The organism is Bacillus sp. UNC125MFCrub1.1 (assembly GCF_000701305.1).
GTDB lineage: Bacteria > Bacillota > Bacilli > Bacillales > Bacillaceae > Bacillus > Bacillus altitudinis.
In genome coordinates this window covers 16,602-37,920 of sequence record NZ_JNIG01000012.1, presented here as the reverse complement: position 1 = coordinate 37,920, position 21,319 = coordinate 16,602, and the positions used below count along the sequence as shown (strand labels likewise).

The 21,319-nt window shown below is 41.6% G+C and carries 26 protein-coding genes and 1 riboswitch; of the genes, 9 read left to right on the top strand and 17 right to left on the bottom strand.

Translation table 11 applies throughout. The features are described from left to right. Positions 1-14: 14 nt before the first annotated feature. Entirely contained in the window at positions 15-794 is a 780-nt protein-coding gene (locus N521_RS09555; protein WP_007501904.1) for an alpha/beta hydrolase, read from the bottom strand. 45 nt (positions 795-839) lie between these two features. Here N521_RS09555 and N521_RS09550 point away from each other — a divergent pair, with 45 nt between their 5' ends. Continuing rightward, entirely contained in the window at positions 840-1,355 is a 516-nt protein-coding gene (locus N521_RS09550) for a gamma carbonic anhydrase (RefSeq protein ID WP_008342977.1), read from the top strand. Between the two features lie 141 nt (positions 1,356-1,496). On the opposite strand, the gene asnB is transcribed toward N521_RS09550, so the two are convergent. Further along, the gene (asnB, locus tag N521_RS09545) at positions 1,497-3,395 is read right to left on the bottom strand and encodes an asparagine synthase (glutamine-hydrolyzing) (protein ID WP_008342976.1); all 1,899 of its coding nucleotides are present in this window, start codon (positions 3,393-3,395) and stop codon (positions 1,497-1,499) included. Between the two features lie 148 nt (positions 3,396-3,543). Continuing rightward, positions 3,544-4,746 (bottom strand): methionine adenosyltransferase, encoded by a 1,203-nt coding sequence (gene metK / locus N521_RS09540; protein ID WP_007501907.1) that lies wholly within the window; start codon positions 4,744-4,746, stop codon positions 3,544-3,546. Positions 4,747-4,941: 195 nt separating this feature from the next. Next, positions 4,942-5,076, bottom strand: a riboswitch (SAM riboswitch). A 226-nt stretch (positions 5,077-5,302) separates the two neighbouring features. Between metK and pckA the strand changes: the two genes are divergently transcribed. Next, on the top strand, positions 5,303-6,889 hold the full coding sequence (gene pckA, locus N521_RS09535; RefSeq protein WP_007501908.1) for a phosphoenolpyruvate carboxykinase (ATP): 1,587 nt from the start codon (positions 5,303-5,305) through the stop codon (positions 6,887-6,889). Between the two features lie 40 nt (positions 6,890-6,929). On the opposite strand, the gene N521_RS09530 is transcribed toward pckA, so the two are convergent. From N521_RS09530 to N521_RS09505, 6 genes are read right to left on the bottom strand one after another with little or no spacing between them, the layout of a single operon-like run. Continuing rightward, positions 6,930-7,172 (bottom strand): DUF2584 domain-containing protein, encoded by a 243-nt coding sequence (locus N521_RS09530; RefSeq protein WP_017358362.1) that lies wholly within the window; start codon positions 7,170-7,172, stop codon positions 6,930-6,932. Between the two features lie 39 nt (positions 7,173-7,211). After that, complete coding sequence (locus tag N521_RS09525; protein WP_017367901.1) at positions 7,212-8,006, bottom strand: alpha/beta hydrolase family protein; 795 nt, start codon at positions 8,004-8,006, stop codon at positions 7,212-7,214. 26 nt (positions 8,007-8,032) lie between these two features. Further along, entirely contained in the window at positions 8,033-9,514 is a 1,482-nt protein-coding gene (locus tag N521_RS09520; protein WP_035391050.1) for a phytoene desaturase family protein, read from the bottom strand. Then, a complete protein-coding gene (locus N521_RS09515; RefSeq protein ID WP_035391047.1) occupies positions 9,511-10,638 on the bottom strand; it encodes a glycosyltransferase family 2 protein in 1,128 nt (375 codons plus the stop codon). Before N521_RS09515 ends, N521_RS09520 begins: the two co-directional genes overlap by 4 nt. Then, positions 10,623-11,369 carry a lysophospholipid acyltransferase family protein gene (locus N521_RS09510; protein WP_035391045.1) on the bottom strand — a complete coding sequence of 249 codons (747 nt, stop codon included), beginning with the start codon at positions 11,367-11,369 and terminating at the stop codon, positions 10,623-10,625. The genes N521_RS09515 and N521_RS09510 overlap by 16 nt, the downstream gene beginning before the upstream one ends. Further along, a complete protein-coding gene (locus tag N521_RS09505; RefSeq protein ID WP_017358367.1) occupies positions 11,338-12,066 on the bottom strand; it encodes a carotenoid biosynthesis protein in 729 nt (242 codons plus the stop codon). The genes N521_RS09510 and N521_RS09505 overlap by 32 nt, the downstream gene beginning before the upstream one ends. A gap of 173 nt (positions 12,067-12,239) precedes the next feature. On the opposite strand from N521_RS09505, the gene N521_RS09500 reads away from it, so the two are divergent. Genes N521_RS09500 through N521_RS09490 form a run of 3 tightly spaced genes read left to right on the top strand, consistent with a single transcriptional unit; the run spans position 12,240 to position 14,808 of the window. Further along, on the top strand, positions 12,240-13,241 hold the full coding sequence (locus N521_RS09500) for an ABC transporter substrate-binding protein (RefSeq protein WP_035391043.1): 1,002 nt from the start codon (positions 12,240-12,242) through the stop codon (positions 13,239-13,241). Between the two features lie 15 nt (positions 13,242-13,256). Continuing rightward, positions 13,257-14,027, top strand: a complete 771-nt coding sequence (locus tag N521_RS09495; RefSeq protein ID WP_007501922.1) for an ABC transporter ATP-binding protein — start codon at positions 13,257-13,259, stop codon at positions 14,025-14,027. Between the two features lie 34 nt (positions 14,028-14,061). Further along, a complete protein-coding gene (locus N521_RS09490; protein WP_370529235.1) occupies positions 14,062-14,808 on the top strand; it encodes an ABC transporter permease in 747 nt (248 codons plus the stop codon). A 30-nt stretch (positions 14,809-14,838) separates the two neighbouring features. On the opposite strand, the gene ytkD is transcribed toward N521_RS09490, so the two are convergent. Continuing rightward, positions 14,839-15,315, bottom strand: a complete 477-nt coding sequence (ytkD, locus tag N521_RS09485; protein ID WP_008342951.1) for an RNA deprotection pyrophosphohydrolase — start codon at positions 15,313-15,315, stop codon at positions 14,839-14,841. A 246-nt stretch (positions 15,316-15,561) separates the two neighbouring features. On the opposite strand from ytkD, the gene N521_RS09480 reads away from it, so the two are divergent. Both N521_RS09480 and N521_RS09475 read left to right on the top strand, forming a co-directional pair. Beyond that, positions 15,562-16,215, top strand: a complete 654-nt coding sequence (locus tag N521_RS09480) for a TerD family protein (protein ID WP_035391041.1) — start codon at positions 15,562-15,564, stop codon at positions 16,213-16,215. Positions 16,216-16,237: 22 nt separating this feature from the next. Continuing rightward, complete coding sequence (locus N521_RS09475; protein ID WP_019743674.1) at positions 16,238-17,020, top strand: AIM24 family protein; 783 nt, start codon at positions 16,238-16,240, stop codon at positions 17,018-17,020. Positions 17,021-17,251: 231 nt separating this feature from the next. On the opposite strand, the gene N521_RS09470 is transcribed toward N521_RS09475, so the two are convergent. The 4 genes from N521_RS09470 to N521_RS09455 form a co-directional block, all read right to left on the bottom strand. Next, the gene (locus N521_RS09470; protein WP_008342945.1) at positions 17,252-17,560 is read right to left on the bottom strand and encodes a hypothetical protein; all 309 of its coding nucleotides are present in this window, start codon (positions 17,558-17,560) and stop codon (positions 17,252-17,254) included. 43 nt (positions 17,561-17,603) lie between these two features. Further along, complete coding sequence (locus N521_RS09465; RefSeq protein ID WP_008342944.1) at positions 17,604-18,008, bottom strand: phage holin family protein; 405 nt, start codon at positions 18,006-18,008, stop codon at positions 17,604-17,606. Between the two features lie 157 nt (positions 18,009-18,165). Then, positions 18,166-18,357 (bottom strand): hypothetical protein, encoded by a 192-nt coding sequence (locus tag N521_RS09460; protein WP_008342942.1) that lies wholly within the window; start codon positions 18,355-18,357, stop codon positions 18,166-18,168. A 124-nt stretch (positions 18,358-18,481) separates the two neighbouring features. Continuing rightward, positions 18,482-18,919 carry a Dps family protein gene (locus N521_RS09455; RefSeq protein WP_007501934.1) on the bottom strand — a complete coding sequence of 146 codons (438 nt, stop codon included), beginning with the start codon at positions 18,917-18,919 and terminating at the stop codon, positions 18,482-18,484. A gap of 131 nt (positions 18,920-19,050) precedes the next feature. Here N521_RS09455 and ytzI point away from each other — a divergent pair, with 131 nt between their 5' ends. After that, complete coding sequence (gene ytzI, locus N521_RS09450) at positions 19,051-19,197, top strand: YtzI protein (protein WP_017358370.1); 147 nt, start codon at positions 19,051-19,053, stop codon at positions 19,195-19,197. Positions 19,198-19,205: 8 nt separating this feature from the next. Here ytzI and N521_RS09445 read toward each other — a convergent pair whose 3' ends face one another. Both N521_RS09445 and N521_RS09440 read right to left on the bottom strand, forming a co-directional pair. Then, entirely contained in the window at positions 19,206-19,643 is a 438-nt protein-coding gene (locus N521_RS09445; RefSeq protein ID WP_017367907.1) for a FixH family protein, read from the bottom strand. A gap of 123 nt (positions 19,644-19,766) precedes the next feature. Beyond that, positions 19,767-20,240 carry an S-ribosylhomocysteine lyase gene (locus tag N521_RS09440; protein ID WP_008342935.1) on the bottom strand — a complete coding sequence of 158 codons (474 nt, stop codon included), beginning with the start codon at positions 20,238-20,240 and terminating at the stop codon, positions 19,767-19,769. Positions 20,241-20,368: 128 nt separating this feature from the next. Here N521_RS09440 and yidD point away from each other — a divergent pair, with 128 nt between their 5' ends. Then, positions 20,369-20,593 (top strand): membrane protein insertion efficiency factor YidD, encoded by a 225-nt coding sequence (gene yidD / locus N521_RS09435; protein ID WP_008342933.1) that lies wholly within the window; start codon positions 20,369-20,371, stop codon positions 20,591-20,593. A 1-nt stretch (position 20,594) separates the two neighbouring features. Here yidD and N521_RS09430 read toward each other — a convergent pair whose 3' ends face one another. Then, positions 20,595-21,161 carry a beta-class carbonic anhydrase gene (locus N521_RS09430; RefSeq protein WP_017367908.1) on the bottom strand — a complete coding sequence of 189 codons (567 nt, stop codon included), beginning with the start codon at positions 21,159-21,161 and terminating at the stop codon, positions 20,595-20,597. Positions 21,162-21,319: the final 158 nt, after the last annotated feature.

Genomic DNA, 21,319 nt, shown 5'->3' with positions numbered 1-21,319 from the left:
ACTTAAGCTCACAATTAAATATATTGATCAGTAAAGGCTCTTGCCGCCTTAAATACTTCTTCTCGCTCGGGCTCATTAAAAATTTCATGATAAAGCCCTTCCCATTCACGGTATGATTTATTGGTTGATTCAATGCCATTGAACCATTTCATCACTCTTGTTTTATCTACAATCTTGTCATCGCCTGCCTGCATGAGCAGGAGTGGAATCGACCGAAAAACATTCGTAGGCTGCATCGCCGCATCGATATTTTTCACCAGTTCTCGATACCAGCGAACCGACACCTTCGTCACATAAAGCGAATCATTCGAATCTGCCTCTATCACATCTTGATTCCGCGTGGCAAGTTCGATCGACAGCCCGGATTCGACTTTAAAAGACGGCGCCAGCACATTTAGCCCTTTTGACGCAAAATCCATCAGCTTCTTCGGTTTAAATTGCAGACCTAAACAAGGTGATGATAAAATAAGGCCATCAATCTTCGTATGGGTATACTGCTTGAACCATTCAATCGAAATCAGTCCCCCCATACTATGTCCAAGTAAAAATGTCGGAAGTCTGAACGACTTCGCATGTTCAATCCATTCATCCACTGTATCAATGTATTCTTGAAAAGAACGAATGTGGCCTCTCGCACGTGTCGATGTCCCTTGCCCAGGCAGGTCACCCATGACGACGTGATAGCCTGCATTTCGCCACATTTCGATCAGCCATTTATATCGGCCATGATATTCACTAGCACCATGTACAATGACAATTGTACCAACCGGTCTTTCAGCATGCCAAGTCCACAAAGTAAACACCTCACAAATGTTGTATTAAGAAAGGAAGTCGAAAAAGTGATTTATCCATATCATCAGTTTACACCTGAGATTCATGAATCGGTCTTTGTTGCAGAAAACGCCACCATTACAGGTGATGTCACAATAGGAGAATATTCAAGCGTTTGGTTCCAAACGGTCATTAGAGGCGATGTAGCTCCTGTCAGAATTGGAAAAAACGTCAACATTCAAGACTTATCCTGTCTGCATCAAAGTCCTGGAAAAACACTTCTTATTGAAGATGGTGCTACCATTGGACACCAAGTCACATTACATAGCTCTATCATTCGAAAAAATGCCCTCATTGGCATGGGTTCCATCATTCTCGATGGTGCGGAAATTGGCGAAGGAGCCTTTATTGGTGCAGGTAGCCTTGTCCCGCAAGGAAAAGTCATCCCAAAAGGTTCACTCGCTTTTGGCCGTCCAGCCAAAGTCGTTCGCCAGTTAACAGATGAAGATATCCAAGACATGGATCGTATCCGCAGAGAATATGTAGAAAAAGGACAATACTATCGTTCCCTTTTATCGCGTTAACATCATACATGTATCTTCACTTTATCATGTTTTTTTCAGGATATTAAGCAATAACTGTGTACCGCTTGTTATTTTACCCTTTTCCACTACTTTCTATCATGACAAAAAAGGTTTTCAGCACAAAGCTGAAAACCTTTTTCATTAGCTAAAAATAACTTCTTTCGGCTGGTGATTCAACTGTTCTGGATCAATGCTGCGCTCTACATAGATGCTATGCCAGATCATAAAGATCAGGACAGTCCAAATCTTACGGCTATGATCGGCTTTTCCAGCACAATGATCATTTAATAAATCAAGAACATATGCCTTGTTAATGTATTCATCTGTCTGACTGTTTTTAATGATATCTTTCGCCCAAGCGTTCATCTCATTTTTCAGCCAATGACGAATTGGCACAGGGAAACCTAGTTTTTTACGGTTTAACACATGGTCCGGCACAATGCCTTCTGCTGCTTTACGCAATAAATATTTCGTTGTGCCGTCTTTCGTTTTCAGCTCTTCTGGAATTTTAGAAGCTGCTTCAAATACGACCTTATCAAGGAATGGAACACGAAGCTCAAGAGAATTCGCCATTGTCATCTTATCTGCTTTCAGCAGGATATCCCCGCGCATCCACGTATGAATATCAACATATTGCATTTTGTTAATATCACTGTAGCCTGCACTTTCCTCGAAGTATGTTTTCGTCACGTCACGATACGTGATGTTCGGATCATACTGCTTTAAGAGGTTTTTCTTCACTGGCTCTTCAAAGATTTTTGCATTGCCGATATAACGTTCCTCTAATGGCGTACAGCCGCGAACGATAAAGCTCTTCCCTTTCATTCCTTCTGGCATTAAACGAGCCAGACGAAGAAGAAGCTTTTTCAGCATAGATGGTACAGATTCAAAAGGCTTTAGAGACAGCGGCTCACGGTAAATATTATATCCACCGAACAGCTCGTCTGCTCCCTCACCTGAAAGAACAACTGTGACTTGTTTTTTCGCTTCTTTTGCCACGAAATACAATGGAATCGCCGCTGGATCAGCCAAAGGATCATCTAAATGCCAGACGATCTTCGGAAGCTCATTCATATATTCCTCAGGAGAAATCACAGCACTAAAGTTTTGCAATCCCAGCTTATCAGCTGTTTCTTTTGCTACATCCACCTCACTGAATCCATCCTGCTGGAAACCAACAGAGAATGTCTTCAGTTCAGGGTGAAATTCCTTTGCGACCGACACGATGAAAGAAGAATCGATCCCGCCTGATAGGAATGAACCAACAGGCACATCACTTCTCATGTGGACTTTTACAGAATCATAGATAGCATCACGTACTTCTTCTACTAATTTCTGCTCTTGTGTTTGTTCAGGTTTGAATTGAACTTTCCAGTAAGTCTTAAATGCAATGTCTTGGCCTGGACGCAGTGTAAACTGATGACCTGGCTCGACTTTGTGCACTTTTTGATCAAGTGTATTTGGCTCAGGAACGAACTGAAAAGACATGTACTGCTGCAAAGCAGTCTCATCAAATAAGATGTTCTCATTCACAGCCATTAAGCTTTTGCGTTCAGAAGCAAAGTACACTTGGTCATCCATTTGTGTAAAATAGAGCGGTTTAATGCCGAAAGGATCTCTTGCGCCATATAATAACTGCGCTTCTTTATCCCAAATTAAAAAGGCAAACATGCCGCGAAGCTTCGATGCCGCTTCTTCTTTATAGTGGCGATATGTGGCAAGAAGGACTTCCGTATCAGAATCTGTGCTGAACGTATAGCCTTTTTTCACAAGCTCTTCTTTCAGCTCCACATAGTTATAAATTTCTCCGTTGAAAATAATCCAATATTTTTCATCTTCATAAGAAAGCGGCTGCTTTCCGTGTTCAACATCTATAATACTTAAACGTCTAAATCCAAATCCTACATGCTCATCATGAAAGTACCCCTCATCATCCGGACCTCGATGAACGATGAGACGATTCATTTGCTTAATTAACTCTTCCTGCTCAGTAGTTTCGGACAATGGACGGTGATTAAATACACCAACAAACCCACACATATTATTGCCTCCACGTTATGTTATTTCTTAAAAGTAGACCTATAATTAGACAGTTTTTTGTCCAATTTTGTTTCACATTTTTACGCTTTTTGTAGAATTTTTTTTAATCAAAAGGAAAACCGCTTAAAATAAGCGGTTTTGTATGTTGTTATTGTCCTAATGCTTCCTTGCGAAGCGTGTCGGCTTTATCCGTTTTTTCCCATGGAAGATCCAAGTCATGACGGCCAAAGTGTCCGTATGCAGCGGTTTGTTTATAGATCGGACGACGTAAGTCAAGCATTTTAATAATGCCGGCTGGACGAAGATCAAAGTTTGCACGTACCACTTCAATTAATTTCTCTTCAGAGGCTTTTCCTGTTCCAAATGTATCAATTGAAATGGAGACAGGCTGTGCAACACCAATTGCATAAGCAAGCTGCACTTCACATGAATCTGCAAGACCAGCTGCTACGATGTTTTTCGCTACATAGCGAGCCGCATATGCTGCAGAACGGTCAACCTTCGTTGCATCCTTACCAGAGAAAGCACCGCCACCGTGACGAGCATACCCGCCATAAGTGTCAACGATGATTTTACGTCCAGTTAAACCAGCATCCCCTTGAGGTCCACCGATAACAAAGCGGCCTGTTGGGTTGATGAAGTATTTTGTTTCTTCATCGATCAGTTCACTTGGAACGACAGGGCGGATGACATGCTCTTTTAAGTCGCTTTGAATTTGTTCAAGCGTCACTTCTGGTGCATGCTGTGTAGAAATAACCACCGTATCAATACGAACTGGTTTGTTTTGTTCATCATATTCAACTGTTACTTGAGTTTTTCCGTCTGGACGAAGGTATGCAAGTGTTTCATTCTTGCGTACTTCTGTTAAACGGCGAGATAATTTATGTGCAAGAGAAATCGGCAGTGGCATAAGCTCTTCAGTTTCGTTGTTTGCAAAACCAAACATCAGACCTTGGTCACCTGCACCGATCGCATCAATTTCTTCTTCAGTCATTGTTCCTTCACGTGCTTCAAGCGCTTTGTCTACACCTTGCGCAATATCAGCAGACTGTTCATCAATTGATGTAAGAACCGCACATGTTTCCGCATCAAAACCATATTTCGCACGTGTGTAGCCAATTTCCTTAATCGTGTCACGCACCGTCTTTGGAATGTCGACATAAGTAGACGTTGTAATCTCACCGCTTACTAATACGAGACCGGTTGTTACAGAAGTTTCACAGGCAACACGTGCATTTGGATCTTTCTTTAAAATTTCATCCAAAATGCTGTCTGAAATTTGATCACAGATTTTATCTGGATGTCCTTCGGTCACTGATTCTGAAGTAAATAAACGACGATTTTGACTCATAATGGCTATTTCCTCCTGTACAAGACCACATCATCCCAAGATGAGGCCTCCAATATGATACGGAACTCGTTCCCTCTTATATTTCAACATGTTTATATTAGAGATGTTATTGGCAATTTGTTCATATGATATCCCAAAAATAAAAAAACCATTTCCTTCATTGCGAGGAAAGGGTCTGAGATCGCATGCCTTTCACTCTTATCGCTCAAGGTGTTCTTGTACCTTGCATCAGGTTAGCACCTTGGTTTCTCAGCATGTTCATGCCTTTTTCATAAGAAACCGGTTGCTGGGCTTCATCGGGCCTGTCCCTCCACCAACTCGGGATAAGAGTATCCGTTCAATAAGATATCTTATCTTAAACCCTTGCGTCATGTCAATGGTTCATAGGAATTATCTCCCCTTTTTTTCACCTCATCATTAGCATCACCAAAAAGCATATTTTCATAGCAGAAATGAAAAAACACACACAAAAATGTTTAAATAGTATAGACTATTATTATCAATGTGTTATACTAATCAAAACAAACAAATTCAACGGTAAAGGAAGGGTTTTTTTATGAACTCAGTGGATTTAAAAGAAGATTTGCAGTCATTGCTCTCATTAGAAAATACGCACCAAAATTTATCTGTTCCGAAACTTGTTGAAAAGATTTTGGCACGTAATGAAGGCGTTTTAACTTCAACTGGTGCTGTCCGCGCCACAACGGGTGCCTACACTGGACGTTCGCCTAAAGATAAATTCATCGTAAAAGAAGAAAACTCTGAACATAAAATTGATTGGGGTCAAGTCAATCAGCCGATCTCGAAAGAGGCATTTGATCGTTTATATACAAAGGTTGTGTCATACTTAAAAGAACGTGATGAACTATTTGTCTTTGATGGTTTTGCCGGTGCTGACGAAAAATACCGTATGCCCATTACAGTTGTAAATGAATTCGCTTGGCACAATCTTTTTGCAAAGCAACTATTCATCAGACCTGATGGATCAACACCATCATCAAACGAAAAACCTTTCACCATCTTATCTGCACCTCACTTTAAAGCAGATCCTGAAACAGATGGCACAAACTCTGAAACGTTTATTATCGTTTCTTTTGAAAAACGGACGATTCTGATCGGTGGAACAGAATATGCAGGTGAGATGAAAAAATCCATTTTCTCTGTTATGAACTACCTGCTTCCTGAACAAGATATTTTATCAATGCACTGCTCTGCTAACGTCGGTCAAGAAGGCGATGTTGCTTTATTTTTCGGTCTTTCAGGTACTGGAAAAACGACGCTTTCTGCAAGTGCAAGCCGCAAGCTGATTGGAGACGATGAGCACGGCTGGTCTAACACAGGTGTCTTCAATATTGAAGGCGGATGCTATGCAAAATGTGTGAACTTAAGTGAAGAAAAAGAACCACAAATTTACAAAGCTATCAGCTTCGGATCAGTGCTTGAAAATGTAGTACTTGATGAAGAAACACGTGAAGCAGATTATGATGACACATTCTTTACTGAAAATACACGTGCGGCTTACCCAATCGAAATGATTGATAACATCGTGAAACCAAGTATTGCAGGTCACCCATCTGCCATCGTCTTTTTAACAGCTGATGCATTCGGCGTTTTACCTCCAATCAGCCGTTTAACGAAAGAACAGGCGATGTACCACTTCTTGAGCGGTTACACAAGTAAATTAGCGGGAACTGAGCGTGGCGTGACGTCACCAGAAACAACGTTCTCTACTTGCTTTGGTTCACCATTCTTGCCACTTCCTGCTCATGTCTATGCTGAAATGCTTGGTAAAAAAATCGATGAGCACGGCGCAAAAGTATTCCTCGTGAATACAGGCTGGACTGGCGGCGGCTACGGTACGGGCAAACGAATGAATCTTGCTCATACAAGAGCAATGGTGCAGGCAGCGATCGAAGGAGATCTTGACAACGCTGAAATGATCACTGACGACATCTTCGGATTACACATCCCGCTTCATATTCCAGGAGTGCCAGATGAAGTGCTTCAGCCTGCTAAAACATGGGACGATCAAGAGGCTTACAAAGAAAAAGCAAACTTCCTTGCAAATGAATTTAAAAAGAACTTCAAAAAATTCAGCCATGCAGCAAGTGATATTGAAGCAAAAGGCGGACCACTCGTCTAATCAAAAGGAAAAAGCTGAGGGAATGAATCCTTCAGCTTTTTTAGTTCGTTGAATGCAATGACACAAGACGGTACGTTACCTTCGTGATATTGTCTGTGAGCTCCAGCTTTTCAACATGTGCTGTTCCCGTTTTTTCTCCGTCTTTCGTTTTACGCACCTCAAGCGGAATATTTAATGGATAAATGCGGTACCCTTCCTTCATGAGCTCAAACACATTTTCTTCAATTCTTGTCTCTTTTCCTTTTGTGACAATCATTGTATTAAATTCAACAGGCATTCCCATAATGAAAATCCCCCTACTTTCTATATTTCTTTCTACCGTTTATTTTACCACATTTCCGCCTTTTCGGCTGTGCATCCATGTCGTCAGCCGTCTGACAATCTCCCGGTTATGCTGTGGCGGGAAATAATGATGATATCCGTGAAAATACCATGTTTCCACAGACTTGCCATGCTGACGCAGTGCATCTTCTAATAAATACGCATGCTCAATGGATACATTCTCATCCAGCTCCCCATGAATGATTAAGACAGGTGCTTCAATTTGGTGCACATGATTCAAAGGCGTTCTAGCCTCATATGCCTCTGGTACCTTATGCGGAGGACCTCCTATCACACGCTTCATCATTCTTCTCATATCCACACGTTCTTCATAGGTGAGCTTCATATCACTTACGCCTCCCCATGTCACAAAGGAAGCGGCCTCATGCTTCATTTCAACAGCGGTCCATATGCCCATAATTCCGCCACGGGAAAAACCAAAGATATGAATTCGCTCCTGCTTCACCTTTTGATGATGTTTCAACAGCTGAAATGCAGCAAATGCATCTTTCCGATCTTCTCCGGCAAAATCCTCGTTCCCTTCGCCTCCTTGATTCCCTCGGTAGAAGGGCGCAAAGACGACAAACCCTTGCGCAGCAAATTGCACAATTCGGCCAGGTCTAACCATTCCCACATTTTTAATGCCGCCGCGTAAATATAAAAAACCGTCATAGAGACCTTCTCCGGCCGGTTCAGCGAGCAGCCCCTTCATTCGAAGTCCATCGGCCTCATATGTCACTGTATATAAGTGAATATGCGGATGTGGCGACGGGAATCTTCTCTTTTCCACAATCACTTGAATTCTCTCCTTTTCATTCGGTGTTACGTCAAATGCTTGATGATGGTTTCTGCGACGAGCTGTCCTGATTTTGTCACCATCGGAGTGCCACCGCCTGGATGACTTGTGCCGCCAACAAACCAAAGCCCTTCAATATCCTTTGATTGATTATTGATGCGAAAAAATGCCTGCTTGAATGAGTTTGACGACATGCCATAAATGGCCCCATGATACGCTCCCGTTTTTTGCTGCAAATCAAGCGGGGTTTGTACCGCTTCAAATTCTACAAGCTGGTCAAGATCAAAGAGACCCTTTTCCTTTAGTTTTGTTTTCATATGCTGGCCATATGTCTCCTTTAGCATGTCCCAATTTTGCTCTTTTGTCACATATGGCGCATTGGCCAATACAAACAAGTTACTTCTTCCTGGCCCTCCGTTTAAAGCTGGCTCTGAATGACCTGAATAACAGATGTAAAGCGTCGGATCATGAGGAAGCTGTTTTTTCTGAAAAATATCCTTGAATTCTTGTTCATAATTCTCTGGAAAAAACACGTTGTGATGAGACAATTGTTCATAGACTTTAGGGACGCCCAACAAAAGAACAAAACCTGATAACGATGGCTCAATGTTTGCCAGTTTTTGATTTCCAAAGCTCGGGCGGTCTTCTTCATCAATTAATTGGCGATAAACAGTCAGTGCATCTGCCCCCGCAATGACTTGATCTGCTTCATATAACTGCTGATCCGTTTCAACTCCTTGGATTCGCTTATTCTTCACATGAATCTTTTTGACTCGTTCATTGAGATGAATTTGGACACCCAATTCCTTTGCCAGTGTCTCAAATGCCTCAACTAAACGATACGTACCGCCCTTAATACCATAAATGCCTTTTTCTCCTTCTAAATAAGCCATCATATTAAAAATAGCAGGTGCCTCGTATGGAGAAGAGCCAATGTAAGTCGCATACCGGCCAAACATCGCCAATGTATGAGGATGACGAAAATATTGACGTAGCAAGCGCTGAACGGATGTAAAAGGTTTGACTGCAAGAAGGGCTTTCATTAACTTGATATCCGCTTTATCCTTCCAGCTCAATAATAAACGATTTAAAAACTGATCCTCTGCCATTTGAAAAAGCTTCTTCGATTCCTGTAAAAATGCCCGGTATCGCTTTGCATCCTCTGGACTAAAAACTGCAATTTGTGATTCCATTTGCTCAATATCTGGCGTAAACTCGACCGTATGTCCATCTGAAAAAACGTTTTTAGTAAGGGGGAAAATCGGATAAAACGTCACATAATCCTCCATTCGTCTATGACAGGAGGTAAATACTTCTTCAAAATACGCCTTCATTGTAATGGTACTCGGTCCTAAATCAAAAGAGTAGCCAGACGCTTGATGGCGTTGTAATTTCCCGCCTAATGCAGCTTCTTTTTCTAAAATGGTGACCTGGAAACCACGTGACTGTAAGCGAATCGCAGCCGATAACCCGCCAAGTCCGCCGCCAATAATGATCACTTTTTTCATTCGTACCTTCTTCCTTTCCATTCATAGCCTTCTTTTTTCAGCCCAATTTTCATAGAAGCAAAACCAATGGCCATCAGGCTCATGATACTGACAGGCAATAAAAAGGCCATCGTAGACGTTCTTCCATTTTCGATATCAATGACCGCTTTAATGGATACACCCAGCCCGTAGCAAAGAAGGGCTAAACAGAGATTGACCACATCAAAATGAATCAGTGCGATCATAAAGCAAAGAACAGGAACTACATAAAGGACGGAGTATAAACAAAAGACACTGCTTAACAAAGCAATGTTTCGATTCACTCCCGGGAACAAATTTTTCCGATATCCTTCCCATACTTCCTGTCCACTCTCATACATTCTCATGTAGACAAAAGAATGAATACTTGCCAGTGTGAACGGAAAGCCCTTCGCTTTCACTCGTTTAGCCAAAGCCATATCATCCACAAGAGAATCCTTGATCACTTCATGACCACCTATTTCGTGATAACAGTTCTTTTCAATGGCAATAAAGCCGCCATGTGCTGCGGCAAAAGCAGGATGTTGAGATGTTCTGACCCACTTCACTGGCAGATGACAGCCAATCGTAAACATCATCATAGGAACGACAAGATGCTCAAAAGGCGTTCCCGTTTTTTGCTCTGGGAAACCTGAAAGCATGCCCGTTTTTTGTATGCATAACTGCTTGTACACCGCTTCAATAGCACCTTGTTTTAAGCGGACGTCTGCATCTAAAAATAACAGCCAATCAGAAGATGCTGCCTCAGCAAGCTGGGAACAAGCATATGATTTTCCAAGCCAGCCGCGCTTCAATACTTGACCTGACTGCACACGAATCCATGGATATGTCTCTGCGAAGCCCTCTGCAATCATTCTCGTCTGATCTGTCGAGTGATCATCCAGCACGATCAGCTCTTTCGGATGGAGACGCTGATCAACAATCGACTGAAGGCAGGCTTCCAGCCGTTTTTCTTCATTTCTCGCTGGAATGAGGATCGATAATGAAATGGGTTCATCAGGTGAAAGAGATGCCGGCTTGAGTACAGGAAATTGCTTCATATTCCAAATCGTAAACATCAATTGGCAGAGCAGCAAAACACTGATGACAATTAAGAAGACCGCCATGTTTTCACCCACTTTTTAAAGGAATCAAACGCATCACTAGTTGACCGGCTTGTCCTTGTTACCTGCCTAAATTGTTCGTTTGTTGAAAAATCTGGATCAGCAATAACCTGTGCTTGATGTGCGTTTAACTGTGTTTCAAGCAGGTCTCCAAGTAAACTTATTACTTCCTTACTGCGAAGTGATCCGCCAGCTACCAGGACATCTTCTCCAAATTCAACCGATACCGTTGGTTTTTGAAATTGATTAAATGTATAATGCAGCGTCACAGGTTTGATGACGACCTGCTCAAATTGCCTGACTAAAAAAGAAGCTCCGCCTTCCAGTTCAAGCGGCCTTATGTCTTGGTGCATAATTTTCCCCTGCGGGAAGAGCCACACAGCCCCGCCAGCCTCCATCTTCTCCTTTGCGGTCATTAATGCCTGCTTGACACTTTTCAACTTCTCTTTATGAACTGGAAATGCACCAAGTTTTTGAAAAAAAGCATATTGCTTTAACTGCTTCTCTTCCATCATCATGGCATGATCCAGCTCAGACATTTGTTCTATTAAAAGAAAAATGATCAGTCCATCCCACCATGAACTGTGATTAGCAAGATAAAGAACAGGATGCTTCTCCTTTGGGTCAACCGTACCTTTCATCATGACACAGCGAAAATGTTTGTTCAGTAAATATCGTTCAAGATAAAAATAAAAGAGTCGTCTAAACGATCGGTTTTTGTCGCTTTCTTTCAAATCGAACCCTTCCTTCACACAAGATGACAATGATCAGTGCTAAATAAAAAATGACATCCAGCCCGCCCTTTAATGCTAAAAGACCAAAGAAGAACACCATGGCCTGATAAATACGCCCATTCCAGCGCAATGCCTGCTGATCAATTGATACGAGCGGGAACAGAAATGAAAGTCCTGCTCCAATGATACCCCAGCTGACAAAATTCTCAAAAGGGATACCAAAGAAACCTCCGCCGTCATACCACACCCAAAACTTTCGTTCAGCCGCTACCGGATCTAATATGAGATCAAGCAGTACAATCCATATACCCGTTTCGACGGCTCGTTTCCACTTCGATTGTTGTCTTGATAAAAAAAGACTATTTAAAAACACACCAACCCATGCAAAAGCGATCGTCAAAGGCACTCCCGCCACAAGAAATCCTAGCGTCGGATAATAATCATAGGCCCCAAAAGGAAAATCGGTTGTGATTCCCACCCATTCAACCGTAAACGTCAACACACCCACAATGGCTGCTCTTACGATCACAAAGCTCCATGCCCCGTAGATATTTCGGCCAATCTCAATGACGCAGCAGGCGTAAAGCACAAGAAAGATACCATTCGCAAACTGAAGCCATGCCGGCACTTCAAAAAAGACCATTAAAATAAGACCTACTACATACCAACCAACAAATACCCAACTCAATCTATACACGAAACCGCTCCTTTATTTCTTCCAAATACAAGAAAGCATTCATGCTTCTAGTATAGAAAAAAAGACACGTTCTATAAATAAACAATGCGCTTCTTATTTCATCTAGGCACTCACCAAAAATCCCTTTTGACATACTTTAATTAGTGACCTAGAACAAAGGAGGCGAATTACTCTTGAATCGTTCCATTAAAGTCAGACTGGCATTCATATTCGTTGTCCTGCTCTTTATTCCATTTGTCGCCTGTAAAAAAGACCAAGAGCAGACCGTACAAGTAGCCGAGGTGACCCATTCGGTCTTTTATGCACCGCTTTATGTCGCCCTATCCGAAGGATTTTTCAAAGATGAAGGCTTAGAGGTTGAATTAAAAACCACTTGGGGCGGCGATAAAACAATGACAGCTCTCTTATCCGGCGGCGCTGATATCGCTCTGACCGGATCTGAATCTTCTATTTATGTGGAAGCACAAGACACGAAAGACTCTGTCATGAACTTTGCACAGCTGACACAAACAGACGGTACATTTCTTGTTTCAAGGGAAAAAATCAATCAATTCTCTTGGGATCAATTGAAAGGAAAGGACTTTCTCGGTCAACGAAAAGGCGGCATGCCGCAAATGGTCGGTGAATATGTCCTGAAAAAAGAAGGCATTGATTTGAAACAGGATCTTCGCATGATTCAAAATATTGATTTTGCCAACATTTCAGGTGCTTTTTCCTCTGGAACTGGCGATTTTGTGCAGTTATTCGAACCGACAGCTTCCTTAATTGAAAAAGAAGGCAAAGGGTACATTACCGCCTCCTTTGGTGAGGCTTCCGGCAAGGTGCCTTATACCACCTTTATGGCAAAGAAGAGTTACTTAGAGGAAAACAAAGAGACAGCTGAAGCCTTTACTCGTGCCATTTACAAAGCGCAAAAATGGGTCAAAGCAAAGAGCCAAGAGGAGATTGCCAAGACAATCCAATCTCAATTTCCTGATACAGACCTTGATGTCTTATCAACAGCCATTAAACGCTACAAGCAGCAGAACTCCTATGCAACAGATCCCCTTCTAAATGAAGAGGAATGGAACAAATTACAGGAAATCATGAAGGCAAGTGGTGAACTGCCGGAATTTATCCCGTACAAACAACTTGTCGATTCATCCATTGCCAAGAAGGTCACAGATCACAAATAGAACAGGAGGTAGCACATGTCTTTCCTTCAAATTGACCATGTGACCCACACGTACTTCTCTTTAAAAGAAAAAACCACGGCCATCAAGCACATCAATATGGAGATCACTCAAGGTGAATTCATCTCATTTATTGGTCCCAGCGGCTGCGGGAAAACAACCTTGCTATCCATCATCGCAGGCATTACGCCACCCTCTGAAGGTCGAATTTTAATCGAAGGAAAAGAACCGAATCAACAGGAGCATCAAATCGGTTATATGCTCCAGCAAGATTATTTGTTCCCATGGAAAACGATCAAGGAAAATGTCATTCTCGGGTTAAAAATTGCAAAACAAGATTCACATGAAGCCACCTCAGCTGCCCTTAGCTTACTGCCAAAGCTTGGACTCAATGATGTCGAAGAAAAATACCCAAAGGAGCTGTCAGGCGGGATGAGGCAGCGTGCGGCTCTCGCCCGAACGCTTGCAGTTGATCCTGGCCTGCTTCTGCTAGATGAGCCATTTTCAGCACTAGATTACCAGACGAAACTGACATTAGAAGACCTCGTCTTTCACACATTAAAAAACTATCAAAAAACGGCTGTTCTTGTCACGCATGACATCGGCGAAGCCATTGCGATGAGTGATCGCATTTTCTTATTCTCAAAGCATCCCGGCTCTATCCAGCGAATGTTTACGGTTCCAGATGATCTGAGAACGCTCTCTCCTTTTGAAGCGAGACAGACAGCAAGTTTCCAAGAGCTCTTTCAAACGATTTGGAAGGAGCTGAAGACAGTTGAAACACAGTGATCTTTTACATGAAGCCTATCGAAAAAAAGTTCGAATGGAAAAACGCATGACGCGAGTCTACCAGTTGATCATTTTCGCCAGTTTCTTTTCGCTTTGGGAGCTTGCGAGCCATTTCAGACTGATTGACCCGCTCATTTTCAGTTCACCATCTGCCGTCTGCCAATTGTTTGTACAAAAATTATCAGATGGTTCATTAATCAATCATATGAGCATTACACTATTTGAAACAGTGCTCGGCTTTCTACTTGGTACTTTTTGCGGCATTTTATTAGCCGCCGCCTTATGGTGGTCCACCCGTCTTGCAAATGTCCTTGATCCTTATTTGGTTATTTTAAATGCGATGCCGAAAGTCGCTCTCGCCCCCATTTTAATTGTTGCCCTTGGACCAGGCATGATCAGCATTGTCGCGATGGGTGCCATTATCAGTGTGATCATTACCACCATCGTCATTTATACAGCCTTTCAAGAAGTCGATGAGAATTATTTAAAAGTCATGAAAACCTTTGGCGCAAAAAAAAGAACGGTCTTCCGTGAGGTCATTTTGCCAGCAAGTATTCCAACGATGATCTCTGCCATTAAGGTCAATGTTGGTCTTTCTTGGGTTGGGGTCATTGTGGGAGAATTCCTTGTTTCCTCAAAAGGACTCGGCTATATGATCATCTATGGCTTTCAAGTCTTCAACTTTACACTCGTGTTCTTAAGTCTTTTCATTATCGCCGTCTTCGCCACCATCATGTATCAGCTTGTTGAATGGCTGGAGCGCCGTTTTCTGCAAAAATAAAAAGCGCAGGGTCATTTCCCTGCGCTTTTTTTAACGAATCAAACCGTTCTTTTCTAAATAAGCAAGACTTTGTCTCAAGACATCATCTTTCATAATAAAACTGAAATTTTTATTTTTTGCGATGGATCTTGGTAAGTCTGCGAAAAGAACGGGTCCTTTCGTTTCAAAATACGTGTCCTGCTTGACGAGCCTTTCAATATCAGCGAAATAAATATTTTTGACAATGACTTTCTCTCTGCCAAGCACCTGATATTGACCAATATACGTTAATTCACGAACAACAGCACCCGTCTCTTCGTGAATCTCTCGTATAGCGGCTTGATCTGCTTCTTCATTTGGCTCTACTTTCCCTCCTGGAAACTCGTAGCCTCGATCCTCATGTTCAGTAAGTAGCCATTTTCCTTGATAGCGGCAAATAGCCCAAACATGCTTAGGATGACTTGAAAAAGGCTGCTCTTCAAAAGAGAGCTTGACCGTATTATGATAATAGTCTTTAAATACATGCATGTGAAATCCCTCATATCCTGTCCTTGCTTCTTGTAAAACATCATACCACAGATCACATTTCTCTGAAGAATTTTTATGAAAAGTGAAACAAACGAGTGCTTCTATCTCGTCTGTATGTAAAATAAGTATTCTTGCTAAAACCTTTTTATCATCTCCATCCTCATCCCATTTTAATCATGAAACCTTTTGCCCATGATGACGTAAATCAATAAGTGTTTGTCCTACACAGACGAGGAGGAAACCACCATGAGCATCACAAATGGATCAAAACAAGAAAATAACAAAGCATGGCCAATGAGGCAACATGAGAAAGAAGACGCTTCTCTTGAGGCAGTGAAGAAACACCTCATGAAAGGACAAAAGTTAGATTTAACAAAAGACAATCCAAATGTAGATCAAATTCAAATCGGACTTGGCTGGGACTTATCTGGTCAGCCAATTGATTTAGATACGCAAGTGTTTCTCTTAAATGAAGAGGACAAGCTTCTGTCTCCAAAACACCTGATCTATTATCATCAGCAGCAAAGCTTAGATGGAGCTGTTCGCCATCTAGGTGATCATCAGGTCGGCGGAGGCCATCGGGACAATGAGATCATTATTATGCAACTGAGCAGAGTCTCACCCGATATTCAGAAAATCGTCGTAACAGCCACGATACATGATGCACACGAGCGGGCACATCATTTTGGACAGGTGACCAATGCCTACTTGCGCCTTTCAGATCAAATCACACAACAGGAGATTTGTACCTTTCAATTAACAGAGGATTATTCATTTTGTACATCCATCATTTGTGCTGAACTAACGAGAGTTGAGAACGAATGGAAAATCACCGCAACCGGACAAGGTACGACCCTTGATTTAAACGACCTATGCCGCATCTACGGATTCACATCTTGACAAAGAAAAGGAGCTGGCACAAATGGGATTTCATTTCAACACGATCGAAGAACTGACCTTACAAGCAGAAGGCAACGGGATCTTTTTTGCTAAAAAAGGCGCTATGATTGCCGATCAAGGTACATTTCAATACCGTAAACGATTACTTGGGACGAATAAAGGAAATGTGGTCAGCCAAGTATTTAATCATATTAGCAGAAAATTAACAGGTGAAAACCTTGAGATGATGGAAGTGAGTGGACAAGGCACTTGCTACTTGGCTGATTCTAGCGAGCATGTGACCGTCATCAATCTTGAGCCGAACGGTCCTTGGCAACATGTTAGCGTGGAAAGTGAAGATTTACTTGCCTTTACTGAAGAATGTCACTATGGCGTGACACCAGTAGGCGTTGGGATCTTATCACAGAAAGGGCTATTTACTTCAAAGCTCTCGTATCAAGGTCACGGGGCGCAGGTTGCCATCAAAACAAATGGAAACCCGCTGATTTTAAAAGCACCTTGCCGTGTAGATCCTGACGCTATTGTCGCTTGGACGGGCAAAGCACCGAAAGTCAAATTAGATGTGAACTGGAAAACGTTCATTGGACAAACATCGGGCGAATCCTACTTGTTTGAATTTCATGAACAGGACCAAATTGTGATTATCCAGCCATCTGAACGAACATCTGGAATGCGGGTCGGGATAGATGATAACCGGTACAAACCCCAGAGTCAGAGTACCTCACACGAAATCACCAACTCACAGCAGGAAAATAGAGGCGGAATCAGTGATCTAATCGGGGGTATCTTACAGCCTCGAAAATAAAAGCATGTAGAATGTCTCTACATACTTTCAGATCGTTGACAAAAGGCTAAAATGAACTTTCTTTTAGCCTTTTGTCTTCTTTTCAGCGTGATAGAAAACCTTTGCAGTCTAGGAAGGACGAGTACTGGCGCAGAGCGAATTTGACATTCGTGAGCACCGGCACGCAGGACTGACAAAGAATGCGAGGGTTTGTCTACACGCTGAGCATGTAGAATGTCTCTACATGCTTTTTCAATTCATCAGTCCATTGGTCTCAATAAAGTTCTTTGTCTCTTCGTTACCGAGATCATGAATCATCGAGTAAATTTCTTTTCTTTTCCTATCCATTTCGTCGTTTGGACTATCATAATGATATTCAAGAAATGGAACATGCGCCCGAAAGAAACCTTTCCAATCTGTCATATACTGTTCATCAAAATACTCTCTTAGCTGCAAGATTTGGTCATCATCTGCTTCTATCTGAAATTGCCAAGCAGCCGCGTCTCTGTGCTGTGAGATTGATCCGTCTTGAACGGATACATAGTATGTGTGTCTCGCCATCTGATTCATCCTTTTTCCTTTAGTATGACCAGATATGAAGAAATTACGGCTTTTTGCGCAATTTATTTTTAATCATGTCTAACACATCAATAAACAACTGTGGAATAGGAATTCCGAGAGCTCTGGCTGTTGAGACAATCTGGTACGATTCATAAATAATATAAAAGATGAGCGCTAAATCCTTAATTGTCCCCCCAGTCTTCAGCATGACATCGAAGAAGTGTGCCATGGATATTAAAGAAATCGTCACAACCTTTCGAACAAGCCTGGTCAAAAAACGCTTCATCGTAAGTTGTCCAGTCACAGATTCTCTTAGGCTTGAACAAATTAATTCTATAGCCATGAGTGTCACTAATATCATGAGTAAATATCCTGCTCCACCAAACAGAAAGCCCATTGCCGACAAACTGACTGTAAACAACGAAAAGATGCCTAAATCCTTGCTCACTTGGCATCAACATCCTTTCATAGTGGAACTTCTTACCTCAATAGTATATGCCGCATTTGATGAATAGCTTGGACGACAAAAAATAAAGGCATGGTTAGCTGTTCAAAAAATTCGTGAAGCGCATAAAAAGAGCCGCCTGTGACGGCGGCTTTCTTGGTTAAACTCTGACATCAATAAACGTAGCGTCTGAATCTTTGGGCTGAACAGCTTGAGGCTGCTGCTGCACTTGATCGAGCATCACCATGGCTTGGGCTGTGTTCGTGGCAAGCTGTGAATTCAATAAACTGATATTGAGTGTTTTTTGAATACTCGCCACTTGCTGGCTCATCATTCCTGCAATTGAGGACATTTTCTCCCCTCCCTTCCCTTTTCTCTTCGGCTGAAAGCCCCATCAATTCAATGGGCTGTCTGTCACAAATCCACAAAAAAAGAATGCCGATCTGTTTGATGATCGACATTCCTTTCACATTCGCTTATCCTAAGTATGCTTTGAGCATCCAGTTGTGTTTTTCAATGGATTGATGAATCGCAAGCAGCATATCACCTGTTGTTTCATCGCCAACTTCTGCAGCCAGCTCCATGCCTCGCTTAAGTTCTTCTGCAATATTAGAGAAATCATCATACAGATTTTTCACCATTTGCTCGGCTGATTCATTGCCTTCCGCTTCTTGAATGCTAGAAATTTCTAAGCACTCTTTCATTGTCGCAACAGGTTGTCCATTTAATGCGAGCATACGCTCAGCCAAATCATCGATATAAGTGGCTGTTTCTGTATATAATTCCTCGAATTTTTCATGGAGTGTAAAGAAATCTTTTCCCTTTACATACCAGTGATAGTTATGTAATTTTACGTAAAGCACAGTCCAATCTGCTACTTGTTTATTGACGACGTTTAATAATTTTTCAGACATGTTGATTCCTCCTTATGTAGTTGCATTTAGTATGGGATTACCCTTTTTTTATTATACTGAAACCTGCCATGATTTTCTTCTATTTTGACCGCATGAAATATATGTTAATATGGAAATAAGGAGGGAGTTAGATGCTGTTACTTGGGATTATCAGCTTTATCATTATCTCAATCGTTGTCTTTTTATCACTGTGGACGACATCAAAGGCTTATGATTACAAGCATAAAGTCGATTCACCACAGGATGCTGAACCAAACCAACGTCCTAACCCAAAATAAAACCGCTTTCAATGATGTGAGGTATCTTCTTCTTCAGTAGATGAACTCTCTTTTTTCACATCACCTACATGGATGTTTGTCTTCGGCATATTATGCTGCTGTTTAGCTGTCACATGGACTTGTATGATATAAAGGCCATCTTGTTTGAAAGCTGTATGCAATTCATATACACCTTTCTCCTTTTTCTTTGGCTGAATCATCTTGCTGTTATCCTTGTCGCCATCTTTCCACACTTCAAATTCAACATCATCTGCATCATCAACAGGCGTATCACCATATGTGACAGCTGCTTTTACGATAACGTTTTCATTTTTCTCCACTTGCTCCGGCCCTGTTAGTTTGACTTCTAATAGCTCAGGCACTTCTCCCTTGTCATTGCTCGCTGCCGAGTTTCCACATGCACTAAGTAATACGAGCATCAAAATGATTCCTACCATTTTCCGCATTCGTGTATCCCCCTTTTTTTACTGACATGTCCATTTTAACAAATATCCCCTATTTTAACAGCTCTCGTTTCATTTCATATAAAAAACCGGACATTCAATATGTCCGGTTCATCATATTACTGATTATCCAAATACTTTTAATAGCTCTTCTTGATCCTGAGACAGCCAGAAACGCATTAAACGTTTTGCTCCTTCAAGATCATGAAGCTTCGCTTGACCGCACTGCTCTTCATTTGCAGCAGGAATTTCTGTTACTTCCACTGCATCTTTGAATGTTGCATCAAGCAGTTCAACGATCTCTCTTGGTGTCGGTGCACCGCTGACAACTAAATAGTAGCCAGTCTGGCAGCCCATTGGAGAAATATCAATGATATCAAAATGATCGTATTTCTCTGAGTGTGTTCTAATATTAAACGCAAGTAAATGCTCTAATGTATGAATCGTATCAGGTTTCATTGCCTGCTTGTTTGGCTGACAAAAACGGATATCAAATTTGTTCACTTCCCCATCTGATCCCACTTTATGAACGCCGCAATGACGAACGTAAGGTGCTTTTACAGCATTATGGTCAAGTTCAAAGCTTTCAACTGAAGGCATTAATCACCACTCCTATAATTGCAATTTCCTATATTATAACATATTGTTCCGACCAGTTTAGTTTATAAAACTTCCCTTCCTTGTCCTTTTTTCTTATACTGTGAAAAGACAGACAAGGAGGAACCTCTATGAAACAAATTTTTATCGGCATCATTCGCTTTTATCAAAAATGCATTTCCCCTCTGACACCGCCGAGCTGCAGGTTTTACCCCACTTGCTCAAACTACGGGCTAGAGGCGATCAAAACGCATGGCGCTTTAAAAGGCGGCTGGCTCACGATTAAGCGAATTTTAAAATGTCACCCGCTGCATCCTGGAGGCATGGATCCGGTCCCGCCTAAAAAGGAAAAATAACTTACTTTTCTTCATAACCATTGACAACTAAGTCAAGCTTACCTGTTCCAGGATCAATGACAAGACCATGTACAGGCACATTAGATGGAAGAAGCGGATGATTTTTAACGACAGATACACTGTCTTTCACACTTTCTTCAACTGAGCTAAAGCTTTTGAGCCACTGTTTAAAATCGATTCCTGAGTATTCCAGTACTTCAATTCGTTTTTCTGGAATACCACGCTCAATGGCTTTATTTAAGAGTGTTTCGCTGTCTATTTTACTCATACCACAATCGTGATGCCCAATGACGTACACCTCGTCAGCATTCAATTCATAAACAGCCACTAAAATGCTTCGCATAATACTTCCAAATGGGTGAGAAACAAGAGCGCCAGCACTTTTGACAATTTTAATATCGCCATTTTTCATGTTCATGGCGCGTGGAAGCAGTTCAACAAGTCTTGTATCCATACATGATAGAATGACAGCTTTTTTCTGTGGAAACTTCGTTGTTGTAAACTCTTCATATCGCTTCTCTTCAATAAATTGTTGGTTATATTCGATGATTTCGTCTAAAAGTTTCATAAGTTTGTCCATTCCTTTTTCTTTTTTTAAAAATAAATATAGCACAATGTTTTAAATTTCGTCACGTTTTGACGTCTATTTTTTTAGAGGAAACATCTTCTGATGAAAATTTTTTATTTTCCTCTTTTCAAATCGTAATTATTACGATACAATAACTC

Coding starts and splice junctions, on each gene's coding strand:
- asnB (WP_008342976.1), bottom strand. CDS start 3,395: ATGTGTGGGTTTGTTGGTGTATTTAATCACCGTCCATTGTCCGAAACT.
- metK (WP_007501907.1), bottom strand. CDS start 4,746: ATGAGTCAAAATCGTCGTTTATTTACTTCAGAATCAGTGACCGAAGGA.
- pckA (WP_007501908.1), top strand. CDS start 5,303: ATGAACTCAGTGGATTTAAAAGAAGATTTGCAGTCATTGCTCTCATTA.
- N521_RS09530 (WP_017358362.1), bottom strand. CDS start 7,172: ATGGGAATGCCTGTTGAATTTAATACAATGATTGTCACAAAAGGAAAA.
- N521_RS09520 (WP_035391050.1), bottom strand. CDS start 9,514: ATGAAAAAAGTGATCATTATTGGCGGCGGACTTGGCGGGTTATCGGCT.
- N521_RS09515 (WP_035391047.1), bottom strand. CDS start 10,638: ATGGCGGTCTTCTTAATTGTCATCAGTGTTTTGCTGCTCTGCCAATTG.
- N521_RS09495 (WP_007501922.1), top strand. CDS start 13,257: ATGTCTTTCCTTCAAATTGACCATGTGACCCACACGTACTTCTCTTTA.
- N521_RS09490 (WP_370529235.1), top strand. CDS start 14,062: ATGGAAAAACGCATGACGCGAGTCTACCAGTTGATCATTTTCGCCAGT.
- ytkD (WP_008342951.1), bottom strand. CDS start 15,315: ATGCATGTATTTAAAGACTATTATCATAATACGGTCAAGCTCTCTTTT.
- N521_RS09480 (WP_035391041.1), top strand. CDS start 15,562: ATGAGCATCACAAATGGATCAAAACAAGAAAATAACAAAGCATGGCCA.
- N521_RS09475 (WP_019743674.1), top strand. CDS start 16,238: ATGGGATTTCATTTCAACACGATCGAAGAACTGACCTTACAAGCAGAA.
- N521_RS09470 (WP_008342945.1), bottom strand. CDS start 17,560: ATGGCGAGACACACATACTATGTATCCGTTCAAGACGGATCAATCTCA.
- N521_RS09460 (WP_008342942.1), bottom strand. CDS start 18,357: ATGTCCTCAATTGCAGGAATGATGAGCCAGCAAGTGGCGAGTATTCAA.
- N521_RS09455 (WP_007501934.1), bottom strand. CDS start 18,919: ATGTCTGAAAAATTATTAAACGTCGTCAATAAACAAGTAGCAGATTGG.
- ytzI (WP_017358370.1), top strand. CDS start 19,051: ATGCTGTTACTTGGGATTATCAGCTTTATCATTATCTCAATCGTTGTC.
- N521_RS09445 (WP_017367907.1), bottom strand. CDS start 19,643: ATGCGGAAAATGGTAGGAATCATTTTGATGCTCGTATTACTTAGTGCA.
- N521_RS09440 (WP_008342935.1), bottom strand. CDS start 20,240: ATGCCTTCAGTTGAAAGCTTTGAACTTGACCATAATGCTGTAAAAGCA.
- yidD (WP_008342933.1), top strand. CDS start 20,369: ATGAAACAAATTTTTATCGGCATCATTCGCTTTTATCAAAAATGCATT.
- N521_RS09430 (WP_017367908.1), bottom strand. CDS start 21,161: ATGAAACTTTTAGACGAAATCATCGAATATAACCAACAATTTATTGAA.